A 20,752-nucleotide genomic window follows, 5' to 3' on the forward strand; every position below is an offset into this window, starting at 1 on the left:
GGCGCGGGTGCGGGTGCTTAGGGTGCGCCCCATGACACTCGACACCGCCTTCGAACTGGCCCAGGTGAACATAGCCCGACTGAAACACCCGCTGGACTCACCGGAGTTGAAGGACTTCGTGGACGCGCTCGACCCGGTCAACGCGGTCGCCGAGGCGGCGGACGGCTTCGTGTGGCGGCTGAAGAACGACGCGGGCAACTCCACGGACGTCTACGCCTTCGGCGACGAGTGGCTGATCGTCAACCTGTCCGTGTGGCGGGACGCGAACGCCCTGGCGGCCTTCATGTACCAGGGGCAGCACCGCGAGCTGCTGTCCCGCCGCCACGAGTTCTTCGAGCGGGTCAAGGAGGCCATGACCACGCTGTGGTGGGTCGAGGCGGGCCATCGCCCGACCGTGGCGGAGGCGGAGGAGCGGCTGCTGCACCTGCGGGCCCACGGGCCGACGCCGTACGCCTTCGACCTGCGCAGGAGCTTCCCGCCGGGGGCCGCGCAGCCGCAGCCGCAGCCCGAGGCGGTGCACGCGCCCGACGCCGTCTGACGACCGGGGACAAGACTCGGCGTCAACAAGTCCCGCCGGAGGGATTGACGGGCTTGCTGACACCGAGTCTCATAAGGGTGAAGCCTCGGGTCCTCGGCACCCGAGACGTCCCGAACGTCCCGAACGCGAGGTGGCCGCACCCATGACGACCGTGTCCGAACCCGATCTGCGTCTGCTGCGCGACGCGCTGGGCCCGCTGCGGGACCGCGAACAGGTCGCCGCACGGCTCCTGGAGTCCTCCGCGAAGCACTCCTTTGACCCCGACAAGGAGCTGGACTGGGACGCCCCCTTCGAGGAGGGCAAGTGGTTCTGGCCCCCGGAGCTCGTGTCGCTCTACGACACACCCCTGTGGCACAGGATGTCCGAGGAGCAGCGGATGGACCTGGCCCGGCACGAGGCGGCCTCCCTCGCCTCACTGGGCATCTGGTTCGAGATCATCCTGATGCAGCTGCTGGTCCGGCACATCTACGACAAGTCGGTGACCAGCAATCACGTCCGCTACGCGCTCACCGAGATCGCGGACGAGTGCCGCCACTCGATGATGTTCGCCCGCATGATCCAGCGGGGCGGCGCCCCCGCGTACCCGGTGCCGCGGCTCTACCACAACATGGCGCGCGTCCTGAAGACGGTGTCCACCACGCCGGGCTCGTTCGCGGCGACCCTGCTGGGCGAGGAGATCCTCGACTGGATGCAGCGGCTGACGTTCCCCGACGAGCGGATCCAGCCGCTGGTGCGCGGCGTGACCCGCATCCACGTGGTGGAGGAGGCACGGCACGTCCGGTACGCCCGCGAGGAACTGCGCCGCCAGATGGTGACGGCGCCGCGCTGGGAGCAGGAGTTCACCCGGCTCAGCTGCGGCCAGGCCGCGAAGGTCTTCTCGGTGTGCTTCATCAACCCGCAGGTGTACGAGAACGTGGGCCTGGACCGCCGCGAGGCCGTCGCCCAGGTCAGGGCCAGCGGCCACCGCAGGGAGGTCATGCAGAGCGGCGCGAAGCGGCTCACGGACTTCCTGGACGACATCGGCGTCCTGCGCGGCCCGGGCCGCCGCCTGTGGCAGAGCTCGGGCCTGCTGGCGTAACCGCCCCGGCCCGCCCCGGGACCCGCCGGGGCGGGCCGGAGCCGGGAGCGCGGCGTTAGGCTGCCCGTATGACGAGTGCCGCCACGCCCGCCCGGCCGCCCGCGTACCGACGGCTCAGCGTCGAGGAGCGGCGCTCGCAACTGCTCGCCGCCGCCCTGACCCTCTTCGCGCACCACGCGCCCGAGGACGTCTCGCTGGACGAGGTCGCCGAGGCCGCGGGGGTGTCGCGGCCGCTCGTCTACCGCTACTTCCCCGGCGGCAAGCAGCAGCTGTACGAGGCGGCCCTGCGCTCCGCCGCGGACCGGCTGGAGCGCTGCTTCGCGGAGCCGTCCGCGGGGCCGCCCACCGACCGGCTCGCCCGCGTCCTCGACCGCTACCTCGCGTTCGTCGACGAGCACGACGCCGGGTTCAGCGCCCTGCTGCAGGGCGGCAGCGTCGCCGAGACCTCCCGGACGACGGCGATCGTCGACGAGGTGCGGCGGGCCGCCGCCGAGCAGATCCTCGTCCACCTGGACGTTCCCGAGCCGGGGCCGCGGCTGCGCATGATGGTGCGCACCTGGATCGCGTCCGTCGAGGCCGCCTCGCTCATCTGGCTCGACGAGGGCAAGAACCCGCCGGCCGGGGAGCTGCGTGCCTGGCTCGTCGACCACCTGATGGCGCTGCTCGCCGCGACCGCCGCGACCGACCCGCAGACCGCGGGGGTGCTGCGCGGCCTGCTGGCACTGGAGGCGCCGGACGGGCCGGCCGGCACGCTGGCCCGCCGTGTGCTGCCCGTCGTGGGCGAGGCCGGCCACCTGCTGTGACACTGGTTCTCGTGCACAGCGAGAACACCCCCTTCCACGGCGGCCCGCTGGACGGGCGCGTCCTGCCCGTCCTCACCGGCATGACCGGCCACCCGCCCAAGTGGTACGAGGTCCCCGTCCCCGACGAGGACGGCGGCCCGCCCACCGTGTACGCGTACCGCCGCGTGCCCGCGGGCCACACCCGCCGCCTCGGGCTCCAGCGCGGCTGGAAGTACACGTACGAGCCCGCCGGCCGGGAGCGCCGCACCCTCACGTGGCCCTGGTCGAAGTGACCCCGCGCGGCCGCCTGGAGGCCCTTTGACGGGCCCTTCGCCCGAGGCCGGCGGCTGCCCGACGGCCCGCCCCGCCGCGCCCCGGATGCCGCGCGGGGCGCCGCCCGCCGGGTCGCGCGCCTGCGTGCCGCCCTTCCGCGGCCGTGCCCCGTGACCGCGTCCCGCGCCCGGTCCTGGCGCGCGGCCGCCCGGTCCGGCCGGCCGGCGGTGGCGGGTGCCGAGGGTGCTCCGTCCTGCGGCGCCCCGCCGTTCCCCCTGCCGGTGACGGCGTTGGGCCGAAACGCCCATTCGTCGGATGAGCCTCTGATCGGACGGCAGGCACCGCCGCCATCATCCCGGTGTGCCCCAGAGCCCCGGAGGTGACGGCATGGCGTTCCGCACGAAGGCGGTCGCGGCGGCGGTGGCGGTGGCCGCCGCCGCGCTGGTCCCCGTACCGCGGGCGGCGGCCGCGGAGGAACCGGCGCCCCTGAGCTCGCCGGCCGCGGGTGCGTCGGAGGCGCCGCCCTCTTCGCCCGCCCCGGCGCGCCGGGCGTGGCGGCCCTGCTGACCCGGTTGCAGGGCCTGTACCGGGACGCCGAGGCGGCGACGGAGGCGTACGACGCAGCGGAGGAGGAGCTGACGGCGCTCACCGCGCGGACCCGGCGGCTGACGGCCGAACTGGCCGGGGCGCGGGACGCGGCGGCCCGCGCCCGCGCGGACGCCGGGCGGTTCGCCCGCGCCCAGTACCGGGGCCGGGCGCCCGCGCTGCCGCTGCCGCTGCGGCTGCTGTTCGCCCGGGACGCCCGGGCGGCCCTCGACGGGGACCGGACGCTGCGGCGCGCGGCCGCGGTGGAGGCCGCGGCGGTGGCCCGCTCCGCGCGGGCGGAGCGGCGGGCGGACGCCCTGGCGGGCGCCGCCCGCAAGGACCTCGACCGGCGGCAGACGCTGCTGGCGCGCCAGCGCCAGGCCCGCGACACGGCCCGGCTCCGGCTGCTGGAGGCCGCGGGGATCCTGGCGGCGCTGCCCCCCGGCGAACTGGCCGCCCTCGCGGAGCTGGAGGCGTCCCGCGCCGACGCCCCCGTCGGCGTTCCCCCTCCGCCCTGGAACCGGAGGCGGACGTGCCGGGTACCGGGCCGGACGGGTCCGTCGGCGTTCCCCCTCCGCCCCGGAGGCGGAGGCGGACGTGCCGGGTACCGGAGCGGACGGGCCCGCGGGGGCGGGTCCCGGCACGGGGGCGGGTGCCGCGGATCTCTCCTGAGCCGGCGGCGCGGCGGGCGGCACACGGCCTCGCGCCCCGGTGCGCGGCCCCCGTCCCCGGAGCCGCGTCGGCCGCGCCCGGACCGCCGGCGGGTCAGGCGCCGGCCGCCGCCGACTCCAGATAGGCCGCCGTGGCGGCGGGGTCGTAGAAGTAGTGCTCGAAGTCCGACGGGTCGTTGAAGCCGTTGGCGAAGCGGTCGGCCACCCGCGGGAGCTGCCCGGCCGCGCCGAGCAGCTGCACGGCGTGCTCCGGCAGGGGGCCGAGCATCGCGTTCGTCCACTTGGTGACGTGCCGCGCCGTCTCCCAGTAGCGGTCGAACGTCGCCTGCATCCACGCCTCGTCGAAGGGCCGGTCGCCGTGCGCGACGATCGCGTCGAGGTACGCGGCGGCGCACTTGGCCGCGGAGTTGGCGCCCTGGCCGGTGACCGGGTCGTTGGCGACGACCACGTCCGCGACGCCGAGGACGGCCCCGCCGCCGGGCAGTCGGCCGACCGGCTCGCGCACGGTGGGGGCGTAGCGCCCGGCGAGGGTGGCGCCCGCGTCGGTCAGCTCGACGTTGGTGGCCCGCGCGTACTCCCAGGGGGTGAACCGCTCCATCAGCTCCAGCGTGAGCGCCAGGTGCTCACCCGGGTCGGTGACGCCGTCGAACACGTCGATCGGCCCGCCGGGCACGCCCTCCCAGAACAGGATGTCCGCGCGCCCGCCGGTCGTGAGCGCCGGCATCACGAACAGCTCGCCCACCCCGGGCACCACGTTGCAGCGGACCGCCTCGGTGTCCGGGTGCTCGGGGCGGGGACCCAGCCCGTGCACGTACGACACGGCCAGCGCGCGCTGCGGTTCGCGGTACGGGGAGCGGCCGGCGTCGCGTGCGAACAGCGACACCAGCTCGCCCTTGCCCGCGGCGACGAGGACGAGGTCGTAGAGCCGCGAGAAGTAGTCCAGGTCGGAGAGGGCGGCGCCGTGCACGACGAGCTGGCCGCCGCGCTGCACGAAGGTGTCGAGCCAGCCGGACATCTTGACGCGCTGGTCGACGGACTGGGCGTACCCGTCGAGGCGGCCCAGCCAGTCGACGGCACGGCCGGCGCGGCCGGCGCCGCCGGGGGCGGCGACGGAGACGCCGAGCCCTTCGATGCGCGGGGCCAGCGGCTCCCAGAAGTTGATGCCGAGGTCCCGCTCGTGCCCCAGCGCCGTGGCGAACATGCACTGCGTGGACATGACACGCCCGGAGCGGATCTCGTCGGCGGTGCGGTTCGCCATCAGGGTGATGTCGTAGCCGCGCTCCTGGAGCCCCAGGGCCAGCTGCAGTCCGGACTGGCCTGCGCCGACGATGAGTATCTTGCGCATCGCTCTTCCTTCGGTTCCGTTTCGGCGCTCCGGCCGGTGGTGCTGGGGTCGTTCGGGTGCTACGGCCGGCCCGCCGGCGCGGGCGCCCCCGCCGGGTGCTCCTCGGGCGTCGTGTCGCGGGCGCGGGTCACCAGCGTCAGCAGCGTCCCGACGACCGAGCCGCGGTCCCGGGCGTCCATCACCACGACCGGCACGTCGGCCGGGATGCTGAGGGCCTCCCGTACGTCCTCCGGTGCGAAGCGCTCCGTGCCCTCGAAGTGGTTGACGGCCACGATGTACGGCAGCCCGCAGGTCTCGAAGTAGTCGAGGGCCGGGAAGCAGTCGGCCAGCCGCCGGGTGTCGACCAGGACGATCGCCCCGATCGCCCCGCGCACCAGGTCGTCCCACATGAACCAGAAGCGCCGCTGACCGGGGGTGCCGAAGACGTACAGCACCAGGTCGTCGTCGAGGGTGATCCGCCCGAAGTCCATGGCCACGGTGGTGGTGACCTTGTCGGGCGTCGCGGAGGCGTCGTCCGTGCCGGCGCCCGCCTGCGTCATCAGCGCCTCGGTGCGCAGCGGGGTGATTTCGGAGACCGCGCCGACCAGCGTGGTCTTGCCCACGCCGAAACCGCCCGCGACGACGATCTTGGTGGCTATCGGTGCCCGGGTGCGGTCGAGCTGCCAGGCCGGCGGCTCCTCCTCGGGCGGGAGCGGACCGGACGGCGGATCAGAGACGGCGAAGACCACTGAGCACCCTTTCCAACAGCGCGCGGTCGGGCCGGCCGGTGCCGTGCCCGGTCCCGTACACACGGAGCTTGCCCTGGTCGGCGAGGTCGCTGATGAGCACCCGGACGACACCGAGGGGCATCCTGAGCAGCGCGGAGATCTCGGCGACGGTCCGCATCCGGCGGCACACCTCGACGATGGCCCGCATCTCGGGCATGGACCGCGCTCGCGGGGCGGCGGACGCGGCGGCGGGCTCCGGTCCGTCCTGGGCGGCGACGAAGGTCTCGACGAGCAGGACGTGGCCGAAGCGCGTACGGCCGCCGGTGAGCGAGTACGGGCGGACGCGGGCCGCGCGGCGGCCCTCGCCCCGTACCGGGAGGCGCCCGGCGGCCGCGGCGCCGGCGGGGAAGGCGGACAGCGAGGTCACCGGTCGGCCTCCTGCTCCATCGACTCCCGCAGCTCGCTGCGGAGTTCGGGGGTCAGGACGTGCCCTGCGCGCCCCACGAAGAGCGCCATGTGGTACGCGACGGCACCCATGTCGCAGTCGGGTTCCGTGTGGACGCCGAGGAGGGAGCCGTCGCTGATCGACATGACGACGACGCTGCTCTGCTCCATGGCGACGATGGTCTGCCGCACCGCCCCGCCGTCCATGAGGTGGGCGGCACCGATGGTGAGGCTGGCGAGCCCGGACACGATGGTGGCGAGGTCGGCGCTGGAGCCGCGCGGGGTCCGCCCCCGCTGCGGCGGCACGGTCTCGGGCGGCGGCGCGGGCGGCGCGGGGTCGGAGGAGAGCAGGAGCAGCCCGTCCGAGGAGACGACGGCGACCGAGCGGATGCCCGGTACCTCCTCCACGAGGCTGCCGAGCAGCCAGCGGAGGTTGCGCGCCTCGCTGCTCAGGCCGGTGGATCTGCTCGCCCCGTGGGCGTCGGTGCCGGTCGTCGCACTCACTTGCGTGCCTCCTCGACTGTGCCCGTTCCTGGTGCCTTCTCTTCTGCCACGTCGGTGAGCTCCGCGCGGGCGGCGCGCCGGCCGTCCTCGGAGCCCCGCTGGAACCCGCCGAGCCTGCGGCGCAGTTCCTCGGCGTCGACCGCACCCGTGCGCTCGGGCCGCGGGGCCAGGGAGTCGACCTGGCGGGGCGTGCGCTTGGGCAGCCCCTTGCCGGTGACGCGCTCCCAGGCGGGCGCGGGGTCGGAGTCCGCACGCTCGTGTGCTTCTGCGGGGGCGGGCAGCCGCACCTGGAGGGTGGCCTCGGGGACCTCTGCGGCGTCGCCGCCGTCGAAGGCGTGCCCGTCGTCCTCGACGGCCGCGGAGTGCTGCCCGTGCCCGGTGGGCTGCGTGTTCCTGACGTGCCCGGTGGGGTCGGTGGTGGCGGCGTGCTCGGTGCTGCCGGCGGGCCGGGCGTGCTCGCCGCTTCCCGCGGGGTCGACGGGCTCCATGGGCTCGACGTGCCCAGGGTCCTCGACGTGCCCAGGGTCCTCGACGTGGTCGCCGTGTCCCGCGGGCTCGGGCGGTGCCGTGGACGCGTGGCGGCCCGGGCGTCGGCCGCGTCGGCCGCGTCGGCCGCGTCGGCCGTGCCGAGAGCGGCGGGGCCGTCCGACGGCGGGGTCCGGTCGGCGGGGGCGGGGGCCGGGGTTCCGGTGGAGGAACCGGCCTCCTCACTGCCGTGGGCGTCCGGGGTCTCGGCGGACGCCCCCGGCGCGGCGCCCTGAGGGGTGCGCGCCGGTTCCGCCGAGCCCTCGTGGTCGTCGTGCGCGGTGGTGCCGCCCGACTGCCGGGCGGCTCAGGGTGCGGCAGCGGCTCGGCGTCCACCAGCGGACGGGAATCCGTCCGCGACTCGCCGTCCGGGTACGCCTCGGGCTCCGGGTGCGGGTGCTGTCCCGCCTCCGGCTGGGACGCCGGCGCCGCGGCCGTGCCGGCGGCGGCCTCAGCCGTGCCGGCGGCGGCTCCGTCGCCCCGCGGGCCGCCGGCGTCGCCGGTGTGCTCGCCCTCGGCCGCGGCGGGGCGCGACCGGGTCGGCAGCGTGTTCCCGTTCGCCTCGGCGATGGTGCCGGGCAGGGTCAGCAGGGGCGCGCCCTCCGCGAGGGCGACCGCGGGTGGGGCGGCCAGGGGGCGGCGTCGGGCAGGAGGCGCCGCGGCAGGACCACCAGCGCCGTCGCCCCGCCCTGCTCGTCCTCGCGGAGCTCCACCCGCACGCCGTGGCGGGCGGCCAGCAGGGAGGCGACCCGGAGGCCCAGTCCGCCGTCGGCCCCGTCGTCCGCGGCGTCGCCGGGGGCGGACGGCTCAGCGAGCCGGGCGTTCAGCAGGGACCTGCGGTCCAGCGGGATGCCGGCGCCCTTGTCCCGCACGGACAGCATGACGTCGCCGTCCTCCAGCAGCCAGGCGGACAGCTGGACGCGCGCGCCCTCCGGGGAGAACGCGGTGGCGTTCTCCAGCAGTTCGGCCAGCAGGTGGCTGAGGTCGTCCGCGGCGTCTCCCGAGACGAACGTGTGCGGGGGCAGCGACTGGATGGCCACCCGCCCGTACTGCTCGATCTCGCTGACCGCGGCCCGCAGGACGTCGACCAGCGGCACGGGGACCTCGTGGGCGTGGCGGTGCTCGTGCCCGGAGAGGATGAGCAGGTTCTCGCAGTGCCTCCGCATGACGGTCGCCATGTGGTCGAGCTGGAAGAGGGAGGCCAGGCGCTCGGGGTCCTGCTCGCGCTCCTCCAGGGCCTCGATCACGGTCAGTTGGCGCTCGACGAGCCCGAGGGCCCGCAGGGAGAGGTTGACCGAGGTCGCGGCCGTCTCGTCGGCGGTGCGGCGCAGGCGCTCCAGTTCGGCGGTGAGCCGCTCGGTGTCCGCGCGCACCTCGGCGCGCAGGGCGGTGAGCTGGGCGGCGAGCGCCTCGCGCTCGGCTTCCGCGGCCGCGTCCGCCGCGTCCTGCCGGGCTCCGGCGGGCTGCCCGGCCGCTGCGGCGCCCTGCGGGGCCGGCTCGGCCGCTCCCGCCTGGACGGGTACGTCGCCGGGTACGGGCCCGTCCCCCGGTACGGGGGCGTCCTGCCGCGTGGCCGGGGTGCCGGGGCGCTCGGCGCGGGCGGCGAGGGCGGCGACCTTGCCGTGGAGGGTGTTCAGGGACCGGACGACCTGGGCGAACTCGTCGTTGCGGCCGGTGAAGCGGACGGGTTCCTCGGTCTCCGGGGACGCCGCGAGCCGGGCGGCGCCGAGGCGGAGCACGGCGAGCGGCCGGGTGAGGGAGCGGGCGACCGCCGTGGACACGCCGATCGCGACCAGCAGGCAGCCGCCGAGCAGGGCGATGCGCAGTTCGAGGGTCGTGACGTCGGCGTCACGCAGCCGCTCCATGCTTTCGACGCGGCCGGTGGCGAGGGCCGACTCCACGCCGCGCATCTGCTCGACGCGGGCGGTGAGGGCGGCCTCCAGTTCCTCCGGGTCGGTCCGCTGCTCCTTCTCCGACAGCTCGGGGCGGTCGGTGAGGGCGTCGAGGTACTTCTCGGCGGCCGTGACCTCCGGGCCGGTGACCGTGGCGCTGAGCGACTCGCGTGCGGCGGTGTCGGCCTCCTGGTCGAACTCGGCGAGGGCGACCTGCTCGCGGACGCGGGTGAGGTGCGCGGCGGAGCTGAGCGCGTCGCGGTCGCGGGCGGCGGCGACGGCCGCCGGGTCCTCACGGGTGCGGTAGGTGCCGGTGACCGGGTCGAACTCGACGCGGTCCGGGGCGTCGGTGCCGGGCACGGCCAGGGCGGCGAGCAGCAGCCCGCGCGTGGCGGCGGCGCGTTCGGTGGCCTGGCCCAGTTCCGCGGGGGCGCGCCCGGTGGTGTCGGCGCGGGCGGGCGTGCGGTGGGCGAACTCCGCGGCGAGTCCCTGGAGCTTGCCGATGACCTCGGTGTACGCGCGGTGCACTTCCAGGGCGGTGCCGGTGCCGGTGAGGGCGCTGCGGCGGAGTTCGGGGATGCCGGCGAGGACCCGCCGGAGGTCCTCGGGGGCGGCGGCGCGGATCTCGTCGATCTGGCGGTCGACGCGGGCGGTGTGGGCGGCGGGCGGCCGGGTTCCGCGGGCGCTGCGGTCCTGGTCCGTGCCGCTCCCGGCGCCGCCGTCGGCGGTGCCGTCGCTGCCCGTGCCGCCGCTTCCGGCGCCGGCGTCCGTGTCGCGCGGGGCGCCGCGCCCGGCGGCGACGTACTGGGTGACCTCGTCCCGCTCGTCCGCCAGGGAGTGGGCCAGGGTGACGGCCTGCCGGTTGAGCTGGGCGAACGTGACCAGTCCCTGCGATTCGTTCAGGTCGGCCGCGGTGGCGAGCAGACCGGGTGCCCCGGCGCCGACGACGGTGACGCCGACGAGTGCGACACCGGCCACCAGCCGGTTTCGTACGCGTACGCTGCGGCCGCCCGGAACATGGGGATCGCCGGGAGTGTCACTGCGCTTCTGCACCGGTGCTCACATTCTTGAACTCGTTAGCCCATGAAGCAGAGGTGGCGACCGGTCACGGACATAGAGCCCCCACCCCCAGCACGGCTTCCGACCATTCCAGCCCTTTTGGGAAGGGAGCACCCATCGGCCACTCCGCCACCCGAACGAGTGAACAACACTCCTGAGTTGGCGAACAACTCGCGTGGCCGCGCGTGACGCGTCGCGCGCGGCGCCGGGTTGGACCTTCCGCGAAGGCTTTGGCAGGATGCCCGCCCGCATGTGCCCGTGCCCGGTGGCGGCCCGGGCGCCGGTGCCTGCCCGGGTGCGCCGCCGACCCGACTGACCTGCTGGTACAGGCCATTCGCGGAGTGCGGTGCGCGGTGTGGAGGAGTCATGCAGACTGGGGCGCATGTACGCGGAATCCGCTTCGCTGCCCGGCGCGGCCGACCGCCCCAACGAGGACTGGTCTGCCACGGCAGTTCCGACGCCGGGTGGGGGCGGCGCGGTGGTCGTGCTGGACGGGGTGACTCCCCCGGCGGGGGATGACGGTTGTGTGCACGGTGTGCCGTGGTTCACGGCCCGCCTCGGAGGTGCGCTGACCGGACTGTGCGCTTCGCGCGGCGAGTTGACGCTCGCGGAGATCCTGGCGGAGGCAATCCGGCGCACCGCGGACTCCCACCGGTCGACCTGTGATCTTTCTCATATCCGCACGCCCCAGGCGACGGTGGTCGCGGCCCGCTGGGACGCGCAGCGCGTGGAGCATCTGGTCCTGTCGGACTCGGTGCTCCTGCTGGAGTCCCCGGCGGGCGCGGTGCGCGCGGTACGGGACGACCGGCTGGACCGCGTTCCGCGTGAGGTGCTGCGCTCCCACGAGGCCACCGACCGGTGGCGCAACGCGGAGGGCGGCTTCTTCACGGCCGCGGCCGATCCCGGTGTGGCGCGGCGCGCCGTGACGGGGGTGTCGCCCCGGAAGGAGGTGCGCGCGCTGGCCGCCCTCACCGACGGGGCGTCCCGCTGGGTGGAGTTGTTCGGCGAGGGCGACTGGCGGGACTGCTTCCGGGTGCTCCGGAAGGAGGGAACGCGGGGCCTCCTGCACCGGGTCAGGACCCTGGAGCGGCATGAGGCGGGCGCGGGCGGCAGCCGCCGGTGGAAGCTCCACGACGACGCCACGGCGGTCTTCGCGGAGCTCTGACGGCTGCGGTGCTGCGGGCGGCGCGGTGACGGGGCGGCCGGCCGCGGTGGTGCGACGGCGGCGGCCGTGACGCGCGGGCGGCCGCGGTGCTGCGGCGGTCATGCCGGGCCGCGGGCGGTGCCGGGCGGTGTCGCGGCGGCGGTCCTGATCGGCGGGGCCGGGCTGCGGTGGGCCCCGGTGGGCGCGCCCGGCCGCGGGCGGCACGGCTCAGTCGCGTGCCTCGGCCCGGGTGTTGAGCTGGTGCAGCAGCCGGGCGAGCTCGGCCACCTCGGCGCGGTCCCAGTCGGCCAGCTTGCGCACGTACCGGGCGCGGCGGCCGTCCCTGACCTGCCGGAAGCGGGCTCGGCCCTCGTCGGTGAGGCGCACCAGGGAAGCGCGGCCGTCGGCGGGGTCGGGCGTGCGGGCGATCAGCCCCAGGTCCTCCAGGCCGCGCAGTTGGCGGCTCATCGTCGCCCGGCCGACGCCGAAGTAGCCGGCGAGCTCGGTGGCCCGCTGCTCCCCCGCCTCGTCGAGCCGGACGAGCAGTCCGTACGCGGCGGGCTCCAGGTCCGGGTGGACCTCGCGGGCCAGTTCGCCCGACTGGGCGCGGGCGCGGCGCAGGAACACGGCGAGTTCGCGTTCGAGGGCGAGGTACGCCTCGTCGCCGCCGGCACCGCCCCCGCCGGCGCCCTCCGGGCCGTCCGGGTCCTGCCCCGTGCCGCTGCCGCCCACGTCCGTACCCCTCACGCCTGTCCTCTCCGCCGCGGAGGCTCCGCGGCCGGGCCAGTATGGCGCAGGGGCGCCGGACGGATCGCCCTCGGCGGCGGATCAGGGCAGGAACCGGCTCGCGGCTCGCGAGGGCGGCCGGGCTCCGGGGGCGGGGTGGCCGGGCCCGCGGCCCGGCTCCGAGGGGGCGGGGTGAGGCGGTCTGCGGCGGTGCGCCGGGGACTACCCCTGCGGCTTGGCGTAGTCGCCGAAGCCCGCCCAGTCGAGCATGACGCAGGGCTCGTCGCCGACGACCCACGCGTCGTGCCCCGGGGCGACGGCCATGAAGTCGCCGGGGCCGAGCTCGACCGCCTCGCCGTCGTCCATGACGATCTTCATCCGGCCGCTCAGGCAGTAGCCGACGTGCGCGGCCTGGCAGCTGTCGCCGCCGACGATCGGCTTGATGTGCTCGGACCACTGCCAGCCCGGCTCGAACACCGCCCGGCCCACCGGGCCGTGTTCCGTGTTCAGCAGGTCGAGTCGGCCCTTGCCCTCCTCGAAGGGACGGGTCTCGTCCGCCTGCTCGAAGGTTCTCTGCAGGATCCCGGTCATGATCTTCAGCCTCCGGGAGAGTCGCCGTCACCCCGAGTCCGCTTCCAGGCTACGCCCGGGACCGGGCGCGGTCACGGCCGGTTTGGGCGGGCACCCGACCGGCGCGGAAGGGCGTACGGGAGGCGCGGAGGGGCGCCCGACCAGCGCGGAGGGGCATACGGGCGGCGCCGACGGGCGTACGAGCGGGCCGGCGGTCCACGCGCTGGGGCGGGGCGACGGTGGCAGGGGGTGCCGGACCCGGCGGCGGGGCAGGGCGGCGGTCGGGAGCCGTGAGGACGGGTCCCGGCGCACCGCTGCCCCGGTGCGCCGGGACGCCTCTGCCGGTACGCCCGCCGCTCCAGTGGCGGGATCCCGTTCCGCGGACGTGGGCCGCGGAAGTTCCTCCTCGGGTCCCGGCGTGACTGGTCAGGTCCCCCAGGCCGGCTGCCCCCATGCTGCCGCGCGGGGCGGGGCGCCGTACCGCCGGTCGGCCCCCTCCGGTCGGTGGGGCGCCGCCGTCAGAGCGGCAGGTCCGCCCGTACGACGAAGCCGCCGTCCGGGCAGGGGCGGGCCGTCAGCCGGCCGCCCAGCAGCGCGGCCCGCTCCCGGAGGCCGACGAGGCCGTGGCCGCCCCGGGGCAGGTCGTCCCGGCACGCGGCGCCCACGGTCCCGGCCCGCGCGGGCGGGCCGTTGAGGACCTCCACCGTCAGGGACCGGCCGTCGGCGGAGCGGTCGACCCGGACCGTGACGCGGGCGTCGGGGGCGTGCTTCCGCACATTGCTCAGAGCCTCCTGCACGATGCGGAACGCCGCCGCCTCCACCGCGGCGGGGTACGCGCCGTCCTGCGGCCCGGCCGCCCCCGGCAGCCGCACGCTGACGTCCAGCAGGCTGTCGGCGGCCAGTCGCCGCAGGTCCTCCAGGCCGGAGCGGCCGGCCGCCGCGGCGGCCCCCGCGTCGGAGCCGCGCAGGACGCCGACCATGTCCCGGAGTTCCTCCAGGGCCTGCACGCTGTGGCGGCGGATGCTCTCCGCGGTCTCGCGCTTCCAGTCGTCGGCGGTCTCCACCGTCCGCAGGGCGCCCGCCTGGACGGCGATGATGCCCACGTGGTGCGAGACCGTGTCGTGCATCTCGCGGGCGAGCCGGGAGCGCTCGCCCGCGACGGCACGCTCGGCCTCCAGGCGGCGTTCGCGCTCCTGCGTCGCCGTCAGGTCGGCCAGCCGGGCGCGCAGTTCGGCCCGGGTGGCGGCCAGCAGGCCGAGGGCGGTGGGCCCCATGCTCAGCAGCCCGGCCGCCTCCACGGAGGTGAGGATCTCCTCACGCGTCATGGCGGCGAGCCCGCCGAGGGGCCAGGGGCAGGCGGCCGCGCAGAACAGCAGGCCGCAGGACCACGCGAGCCGGCGGCGGGAGCGGCCCCGGGCTATCTCGTACATCACGATCATCGGGGGCAGCCACAGGTGCCCCAGCAGCAGGGACGGCAGCGTCGCGCACAGGGCCGTGAGCGGCAGCCTCCGCCGCAGCGGGAGGGCCAGCAGCGCGAGCGCGCACACCGCGAGCGTCGTACGGCCGAACGCGTCGGCGACGGTCAGCAACTCGGCGGCGGCCGCCGCCACGGCGACCCGCTCGGCGGTGAGCCGCCCGCGGTGACCCGGCCGCACGCGACCCGCCAGGCGGTGGCCCGCTGCCGCAGCCCGCCCGGCCTTCCGCTGCCGCCCGTGGCCCCGTCCCCGCCGCGGTCCTCGCCGGTGGCGTCCGCCTGCGAGCCGGGCCGCCTCGGGCCGCCGGCTGCGGCGGCGGGCGCGCCGGCCTCCGGTACGCCACGGCACGCGGCGCGTCCACCGGCCGTACCGCCGGCGGGTGCGCCGGCGGTGTCCGAGCCTCCGGCGGGTGCGCCGGCGGTGTCCGAGCCTCCGGCGGGTGCGCCGGCAGTGTCCGAGCCTCCGGCGGGTGCGCCGCGGGCACCCGCGCCGTCCCCGGCACCGTCGGCACCGCTGCCGTCGCCGACCGCCCGCGGCGCGGGTGCGTCCCCGGCGGGTGCGCCGTCGTCGGCGGTGCCACCGGAGTCGGGCGGGGTGCCGCCGGCCGTACCGGGTGCGAGGGCCGACGGGCGGGGCGGGGCGGACCGTCCGGACGGGGCCCTGGGCGCCGGGACGCGGAGCCGTGCCGCTCGGGGGAACCTCACCGGATGAGTCTCCACTGGTGGGCGCGGACCGCCGCCTGGACGCGGTTCGTCACGCCGAGCTTGCCGAGCAGCGTGCTGACGTGGTCCTTGACCGTGGTCGTGCCGATGAAGAGCCGCTGCGCGATCTCGCCGTTGGACAGGCCCTCCGCGAGGAGCGCCAGGACCTCGCGTTCGCGGGCGGTCAGCTCGTCCAGCACGGACGGCGGGCCCTGCGGCCCGGCCCCGGAGGCGCCCGCTCCGTACCCGCCGTACGCCCGCGGTCCGGCGCCCGGACCCGCGCCGGGTGCGCCTGCGGCCGCACCGGCCCCCGCACCGCCGCCTTCCGCGGCCGTCCCCTCCCCTTCCGCGCGGAGGTAGCCGTCCACGACGGTCCTGGCGACCTTCGGGGAGATCACGCTGCCGCCCGCCGCCAGTTCCTGCAGCTGGTACTCCAACTGCTCCGGCGCGGTGTCCTTCAGCAGGAAGCCCGCCGCGCCGCCGCGGAGCGCCGCCGACAGGTGCTCGTCGGCGTCGAACGTGGTCAGCATGGCGACGACCGGCGGCTCGGGCAGGGACCGCAGGTCGGCCAGTACGGTCAGGCCGTCCCGGTCCGGCATGCGCACGTCCAGCAGGACGACGTCGGGACGGTGCTCCCGCGCGGCACCGAGCGCTTCCGAGCCGCTGCACACCGCCACCACCCGGGCCGCCGCGAACCCGTCGACGATCCGCCGGAGCCCCTCCCGGATCAGGACCTCGTCGTCGACGATCATCACGTGCACTGCTGAACGGTTCATACGGCCGGACCCCACTCAGGCGTTCTGGAGCGCCCTCAGCATAGGCGCTGCGCGCGCCGCGCCCCGACGGGCGAGGCAGCGGGAAGGACCCCGGCCCTGGCGGGCCGGGGGTCCTTCCCGGGTGCCGACCGGTCCTCACCCGCGCCGGGGGAGGCGGCTGCCGGCCGTCAGCCGCAGGTGCCCGCCGGGCGGCCGCGGGTCACGACGCTCGTCCAGCCCGCGGTGCCGTCCAGCCACACCACCCGGGTGCCGGAGACGGCGGCCGGGGAGACCTGCTCACCGCGGTTGCAGGACAGCCGCTGCTTGCGCGCGCCGTCCGTGGAGAGCTGCCAGATCTTCGTCAGGCCGGCGTTGGTGAAGGCGCCGTCGGCGCCCGCGTCCACCGGGACCGCGCCGACCGTGACGGCCGTGTCGGACACCGTGATGTCCGTCGCGGCGAGCGCGCCGGGCTTGTACTCGCTGCTGATGTCGAACGCCTGGGTGCCGTCCCCGGCGTCGGCCCGCCGGATGCCCGTCCGGCCGTCGTCGTCCGGGTTGTCGTCGGTGATCCAGAACACGTGCCGGCTGTTGAGCGCGGTCCCGCCGACGGCCTGCACCTCGCCGAGCTGCTCGGTCTGCACCGTGCGGCCGCTGCCGAGGTCGAGGACCCGCACGCCGAGGCGGTACCCCTGCGCCCCGTCCTCCGACGGGTACAGCACGGCGTACGCGATCCTGCCGTGCGCGAGCGACGGCAGGCCGGTCACGATGTCGTCCCGGCCCCCGTCGACGTACGTCGGCGTGCGGTCACCGGGCCGCAGATAGCCGACGCGGCGCTGGAACGTGGTGTAGTCGACGATGTCGAAGACGGTCGTCCCCGCCTCGACGCGCAGGGCCACCACGTCGCCCTGGACCGTGTGCAGCCGCTTCACCGGGCCGCCCGTGATCGGCCGGGACAGGAGGTCGACGCCGTCGGGACCGTACGCCGCCCACACGACGGTCCGGCCGTCGGTCGCCGGGTACACGTGGTAGCGGCCGTCGTTGGGGCTCATCAGCTTCGGCGCGCCCCTGCCGTCGACGCGGCCCGCGTAGACGGAGTACGCCTCCGTGCCGTCGTCGTTCGACAGGGACGTGGTCCACCAGTCGCCGCCCGCCTGGACGCCGACGCCCTGGGTGTGCACCTTCGCCAGGAGGGTGTCGCTGTCGAGGCCCAGCGCGTTCTCCCAGCCGGGCACGATGCCGTGGGCGTTGAAGGACCGGGTGACGGCCCTCATCTGCCCGGCCTTGGCGCCCAGGTCGCGGGCGGCGGCGAGGACGGCGGCGCGGCCCTCGGTGAAGCCGTCGAGCGGGGTGAGGTACTCGGTGAGGGCCTTGTAGGCGATCCTGTCCGCCAGCTCGGGCCCGACGTCCTGGCGCAGGTCCCACAGGGCGCCGGAGAAGATGGTCGAGTTGAGGTGCACACCGCCGTTGTCGGTGCCGAAGGTGACGCCGAGGAAGCGGCTCGTGGTGGTGGCGCCGTCGTCGAGGTCGCGCAGCGCGCAGTCCCTGGCCGCGGCCTCCCGGCACAGGTCCTCGCCGATGAGGCCCGCGTCCGGGTCGTCCATGGGGGTGCCGGACGCGTCGACGTCGATGGCGTTGCCGAAGTAGTCGGCGAACGCCTCGTTGAGCGCGCCGGACTGGCCCGCGTAGACGAGGTTCGAGGTGTGCTCGACGACACCGTGGGTCATCTCGTGGCCGACCACGTCCAGGTCGGCGGAGAGCGGCTTGTACGTGTCGTCGCCGGAGCCGTACACCATCTTGGTGCCGTCCCAGAAGGCGTTGACGTAGGGCCCGCCGAACTCGGTCACGCCGACGAGGGAGTCGACGGCGGAACCGCGACCGTCGAGACCGTCCCTGCCGTGCCGCTCCTTGTAGTAGTCGTACACCTCGCCCGCCGCCCAGTGGGCGTCGACCGCCCCGGAGTCGGTGGCGTCCTTCCCGAAGGCGGGGGTGGCGCTCGCGAACTCCTTCAGCCCGTCCGGCCAGGTGCCGGCGACGTCGAAGACGTCCTTGCCGCGCGCGTCCCACGTGGTGAGGGCGTTCTTGCTGGCGCGTGCCATGCGGGCGCGGTCGCTGAGGGCGTACGGCCCGTCGGGCGCGGCCCGGTGGATGTTGAGGGCGACCTGCGTGCCGTCGAGGCGGACGCCGCTGCCGGCCTGGGCGCCGTCCGCGGCCCCGCTGCCGGCGGTGGAGGCTCCGGGCGCGGCCCGGTCGGCGGCGGGCTTCGCCGCGGGGCGCTTCCCGGCCGCGGCGTTGCCCGCCGCGGGCTGTCCGGCCGCGGGCTTCGCCGCCGAGGCCTTTCCGGCCGGGGGCTTCGCGGGCAGGCCGATGGTCTTGATGCCGGTGTACTGGAGCACCGGGTAGCCGGCGCGGGCGTCCACGTACACGTGCTGGAGGACCGGCTCCCCCGTCGCCGGGTGGGTGCCGCGCACCGTCACGTGGTACGTGAGCACGCCCCCGCCGAGCGGGACGACCACCAGGCCGTTGGCGCTGCCCCGAAGAGACGGGCCGGCCGCCCGGCGGGCGTCGCCGGCCGGCTTGGCGAGGCGGCCGCCGACGAGCCGCGTGCGGGTCGCGGCCACCGCGCGCTGCACGGCGGTGGCCTCGGAGACGGCGGGCCGCGTGTCCGCCGTGAGGCCCGTGAAGTACTTGCCGGAGGTGCCGGTGACGGCGCGCCGCCCGCGCTCGTGCTCCATGCGGACCACGTACTGGCCGCCGAGCACCGGGACGCCCCGGTGCCGCTGCTGGAGCCGCACGGTCTCCTCGGCGCCCCGCGTCACCGTCTGCACGGGGACGAGATCGCGCCGGGGTTCGGCGATGCGGTAGCGGCTCTCCTTCGCGGCGAGGTGGCGGCGGGCGGCGTCCGCGGGGGCCGCTTCGGCGTCCACCGGTTCGTGGATGCCCTCCACCAGGGCGGGGGTGTCCGTCTCCGGCAGCGGCACGGCGTCGACGGCCGGTGGCGGCCCGTCGGGCCGGTCGGGGCGGCCGCCGGTGCCGGCGCCTCGGCCGCCGGAGGAGCGGCCAGGGCCGGGGGGACCGCCGTGATCAGCAGTCCCGCGGCGAGGAGGGCCGCTCCCCCGGTCGCGGCCGCCCCCCTCCGTATGCCGCTGCGTGTCTCGCCCATGCCCCGTGACTTTCGGGTGTTGCGCACAGTCCGTAACCCTCCTACGTGCTTGGTCAGAGCCGTTCGGGTGGTCTGGTCAGGGACATGCAAGCGGGGTCGGCGCGAAGTCGGCAATGAGCCAGATGCGTTGAGAAGTGGGGATGCACACTTGTGTGTCCCGTGAGCGTCTGGTGAGAATCCGACGCATGATCCAGGGGGAATGGCCCCCGCTCGGCCTGGGGGAGGCCGAGGAGCGGGCGTACGAGGCGTTACTGCTGGAACGGGCCCATGGGGTGGAGGAGTTGGCGCGGCTCCTCGACCTCCCGCAGAAGCAGGTGCACACCGCGCTGGACCGGCTCGTGGAACACGGCTTCGCCCGGCCGGCCGGACCGCCCGACGGCGCCGGGCTGCCGCACCCGACGGCGCCGGAGACGGCGCTCCACACCCTGATCCACCGCAGGCAGGCGGAACTGCACCGCAGATCGGCGGAGTTGGCCCGGCTGCGGCTCACCGCAGAACGGCTGGCCGCCGCGGCCGGTACGGGGCCGGGCCAGGCGTCCGGCCCCGTCGGCGGGGTCGAGGCGGTCTCGGGGGCGCGGGCCATCGCGGAACGGGCGGGGGAACTCGTGGCGGGCGCCGAGCGGGAAGTGCTGGTCATGGACGACCGGCCGCACGTCGCCTGGCTGGACCTCGCGGCGGCGCGGGCAGCCGAAGGCCTACCGGTACGGGTGGTGCTGGGCGGGCCGGGCCTCGGCTGCCCCGCCGGTCAGCGGCGTGCAGCCGCCCTCGCGGACCGGGGCCTGCGGCTGCGGGCCGCGGCGGCGGGGGTGCCCACGCGGCTGGTCGCGGTGGACGGCCGCGTGGCGCTGCTGCCGCCGGCCGGCGGGGCCGCCCCGGGGGCCTACGCCCTGCTGGTCGCGGAGGCCCGGCTCCGGGACGCGCTGCTGCCCCTCTTCGAGGCGGTCTGGTCCGGCGCCACACCCCCGGACCGGCCGGGGTGAACCCGAACGGCGCCTGGACCGGCCGGGGCGTGAACCCGAACGGGGCCCGGACCGGCCGGGACCGGAGGCCGAGCGCCACCCGAACCAGCCGGGGCCGGAGGCCGACCGGAGCCAGGCCCGCCTGCGACGGGAACCCGAACGGCGCCCGAACCGGCCGGAGGGGGAACCCGAGCGGCACCCGAACCAGCCGGGGCCGGAGGCCGAACGGAGCCAGGCCCGCCTGCGGCGGGAACCCGAGCGGGGCCCGAACCGGCCGGAGGGGGAGGCCGACCGGAGCCAGGCCCGCCTGCGGCGGGAACCCGAACGGCGCCCGAACCGGCCGGAGGGGGAGGCCGACCGGAGCCAGGCCCGCCTGCGGCGGGAACCCGAACGGCGCCCGAACCGGCCGGAGGGGGAGCCCGAGCGGCACCAGAACCAGCCGGGGCGGGAGCCCGAGCGGCGCCCGGCCGGACCGCAGGCGGCGCCCGCCGGTGACCAGCAGCGAGCGCCCGAACGGCGTACGAACCAGCCGAGGCGGGAAGCCGGACCGCACCCGGCCGGACCGCACCCGGCCGAGCCGGGACCGGCTGCCGCCGGGGACCGGCGGCCGGAGCCCCAGCGGCAGCCCGCCGGACCGGAACCCGCCGGTGACCAGCAGCGGGAGCTGCTCTCCCTGCTGGCGGCCGGTCTGAAGGACGAGGCGATCGCCCGCCGCCTGGGCGTCCATGTGCACACGGCGCGCCGCCGCATCACCCGGCTCCTGGACACCTTGGACGCCCGTACCCGCTTCCAGGCCGGGGCCAGGGCCACCGCCCGCGGCTGGCTCCAGCCCTGAACCCCGGCACCGCGAGGGCGGGCC

The 20,752-nt window shown here is 76.5% G+C and carries 19 protein-coding genes and 1 pseudogene; 9 read left to right on the forward strand and 11 right to left on the reverse strand.

Annotated features, from left to right (window positions below; translation table 11 throughout):
• Positions 1-31: 31 nt before the first annotated feature.
• From L6E17_RS07435 to L6E17_RS07460, 6 genes are all read left to right on the forward strand, one after another.
• Entirely contained in the window at positions 32-538 is a 507-nt protein-coding gene (locus L6E17_RS07435) for a DUF3291 domain-containing protein (protein WP_236239964.1), read from the forward strand.
• A gap of 142 nt (positions 539-680) precedes the next feature.
• Positions 681-1,616: a diiron oxygenase gene (locus L6E17_RS07440; protein WP_236239965.1), complete on the forward strand. Its 936-nt coding sequence runs from the start codon at positions 681-683 to the stop codon at positions 1,614-1,616.
• 68 nt (positions 1,617-1,684) lie between these two features.
• Entirely contained in the window at positions 1,685-2,419 is a 735-nt protein-coding gene (locus tag L6E17_RS07445; protein ID WP_236239966.1) for a TetR/AcrR family transcriptional regulator, read from the forward strand.
• 11 nt (positions 2,420-2,430) lie between these two features.
• A complete protein-coding gene (locus L6E17_RS07450) occupies positions 2,431-2,691 on the forward strand; it encodes a hypothetical protein (RefSeq protein WP_071266308.1) in 261 nt (86 codons plus the stop codon).
• Between the two features lie 367 nt (positions 2,692-3,058).
• Positions 3,059-3,238 carry a hypothetical protein gene (locus L6E17_RS07455; protein WP_236239967.1) on the forward strand — a complete coding sequence of 60 codons (180 nt, stop codon included), beginning with the start codon at positions 3,059-3,061 and terminating at the stop codon, positions 3,236-3,238.
• A complete protein-coding gene (locus tag L6E17_RS07460) occupies positions 3,223-4,107 on the forward strand; it encodes a hypothetical protein (RefSeq protein WP_236239968.1) in 885 nt (294 codons plus the stop codon). The genes L6E17_RS07455 and L6E17_RS07460 overlap by 16 nt, the downstream gene beginning before the upstream one ends.
• Here L6E17_RS07460 and L6E17_RS07465 read toward each other — a convergent pair.
• From L6E17_RS07465 to L6E17_RS07490, 6 genes are all read right to left on the reverse strand, one after another.
• Complete coding sequence (locus L6E17_RS07465) at positions 4,022-5,272, reverse strand: styrene monooxygenase/indole monooxygenase family protein (protein ID WP_236239969.1); 1,251 nt, start codon at positions 5,270-5,272, stop codon at positions 4,022-4,024. The genes L6E17_RS07460 and L6E17_RS07465 overlap by 86 nt on opposite strands.
• A gap of 59 nt (positions 5,273-5,331) precedes the next feature.
• Positions 5,332-6,000, reverse strand: a complete 669-nt coding sequence (locus L6E17_RS07470; RefSeq protein WP_236239970.1) for an ATP/GTP-binding protein — start codon at positions 5,998-6,000, stop codon at positions 5,332-5,334.
• A complete protein-coding gene (locus L6E17_RS07475; protein WP_236239971.1) occupies positions 5,981-6,406 on the reverse strand; it encodes a DUF742 domain-containing protein in 426 nt (141 codons plus the stop codon). The genes L6E17_RS07470 and L6E17_RS07475 overlap by 20 nt, the downstream gene beginning before the upstream one ends.
• A complete protein-coding gene (locus tag L6E17_RS07480) occupies positions 6,403-6,927 on the reverse strand; it encodes a roadblock/LC7 domain-containing protein (protein WP_236239972.1) in 525 nt (174 codons plus the stop codon). The genes L6E17_RS07475 and L6E17_RS07480 overlap by 4 nt, the downstream gene beginning before the upstream one ends.
• Positions 6,924-7,415, reverse strand: a complete 492-nt coding sequence (locus tag L6E17_RS07485; RefSeq protein ID WP_236239973.1) for a hypothetical protein — start codon at positions 7,413-7,415, stop codon at positions 6,924-6,926. The genes L6E17_RS07480 and L6E17_RS07485 overlap by 4 nt, the downstream gene beginning before the upstream one ends.
• A 621-nt stretch (positions 7,416-8,036) precedes the next feature.
• Entirely contained in the window at positions 8,037-10,322 is a 2,286-nt protein-coding gene (locus L6E17_RS07490; protein ID WP_236239974.1) for a nitrate- and nitrite sensing domain-containing protein, read from the reverse strand.
• Between the two features lie 463 nt (positions 10,323-10,785).
• On the opposite strand from L6E17_RS07490, the gene L6E17_RS07495 reads away from it, so the two are divergent.
• Positions 10,786-11,568, forward strand: a complete 783-nt coding sequence (locus tag L6E17_RS07495) for a protein phosphatase 2C domain-containing protein (RefSeq protein ID WP_236239975.1) — start codon at positions 10,786-10,788, stop codon at positions 11,566-11,568.
• 207 nt (positions 11,569-11,775) lie between these two features.
• On the opposite strand, the gene L6E17_RS07500 is transcribed toward L6E17_RS07495, so the two are convergent.
• From L6E17_RS07500 to L6E17_RS07525, 5 genes are all read right to left on the reverse strand, one after another.
• Positions 11,776-12,279, reverse strand: coding sequence for a MarR family winged helix-turn-helix transcriptional regulator (locus tag L6E17_RS07500; RefSeq protein WP_374109025.1), 504 nt, complete (start codon positions 12,277-12,279; stop codon positions 11,776-11,778).
• Positions 12,280-12,495: 216 nt separating this feature from the next.
• The gene (locus tag L6E17_RS07505; protein WP_236239976.1) at positions 12,496-12,864 is read right to left on the reverse strand and encodes a cupin domain-containing protein; all 369 of its coding nucleotides are present in this window, start codon (positions 12,862-12,864) and stop codon (positions 12,496-12,498) included.
• A 497-nt stretch (positions 12,865-13,361) separates the two neighbouring features.
• On the reverse strand, positions 13,362-14,498 hold the full coding sequence (locus tag L6E17_RS07510; RefSeq protein WP_236239977.1) for a sensor histidine kinase: 1,137 nt from the start codon (positions 14,496-14,498) through the stop codon (positions 13,362-13,364).
• A 520-nt stretch (positions 14,499-15,018) separates the two neighbouring features.
• A complete protein-coding gene (locus L6E17_RS07520) occupies positions 15,019-15,795 on the reverse strand; it encodes a response regulator transcription factor (protein WP_236239978.1) in 777 nt (258 codons plus the stop codon).
• 167 nt (positions 15,796-15,962) lie between these two features.
• Complete coding sequence (locus L6E17_RS07525) at positions 15,963-18,752, reverse strand: M4 family metallopeptidase (RefSeq protein ID WP_236239979.1); 2,790 nt, start codon at positions 18,750-18,752, stop codon at positions 15,963-15,965.
• Positions 18,753-19,119: 367 nt separating this feature from the next.
• Between L6E17_RS07525 and L6E17_RS07530 the strand changes: the two genes are divergently transcribed.
• Both L6E17_RS07530 and L6E17_RS07535 read left to right on the forward strand, forming a co-directional pair.
• Entirely contained in the window at positions 19,120-19,914 is a 795-nt protein-coding gene (locus L6E17_RS07530; RefSeq protein WP_236239980.1) for a TrmB family transcriptional regulator, read from the forward strand.
• Between the two features lie 628 nt (positions 19,915-20,542).
• Positions 20,543-20,728: pseudogene (locus tag L6E17_RS07535) on the forward strand (helix-turn-helix domain-containing protein); the annotation flags it as partial.
• Positions 20,729-20,752: the final 24 nt, after the last annotated feature.

Origin of the sequence: Streptomyces sp. CC228A (genome assembly GCF_021390935.1) — a bacterium.
In the GTDB taxonomy this organism is placed as follows: Bacteria; Actinomycetota; Actinomycetes; order Streptomycetales; family Streptomycetaceae; genus Streptomyces.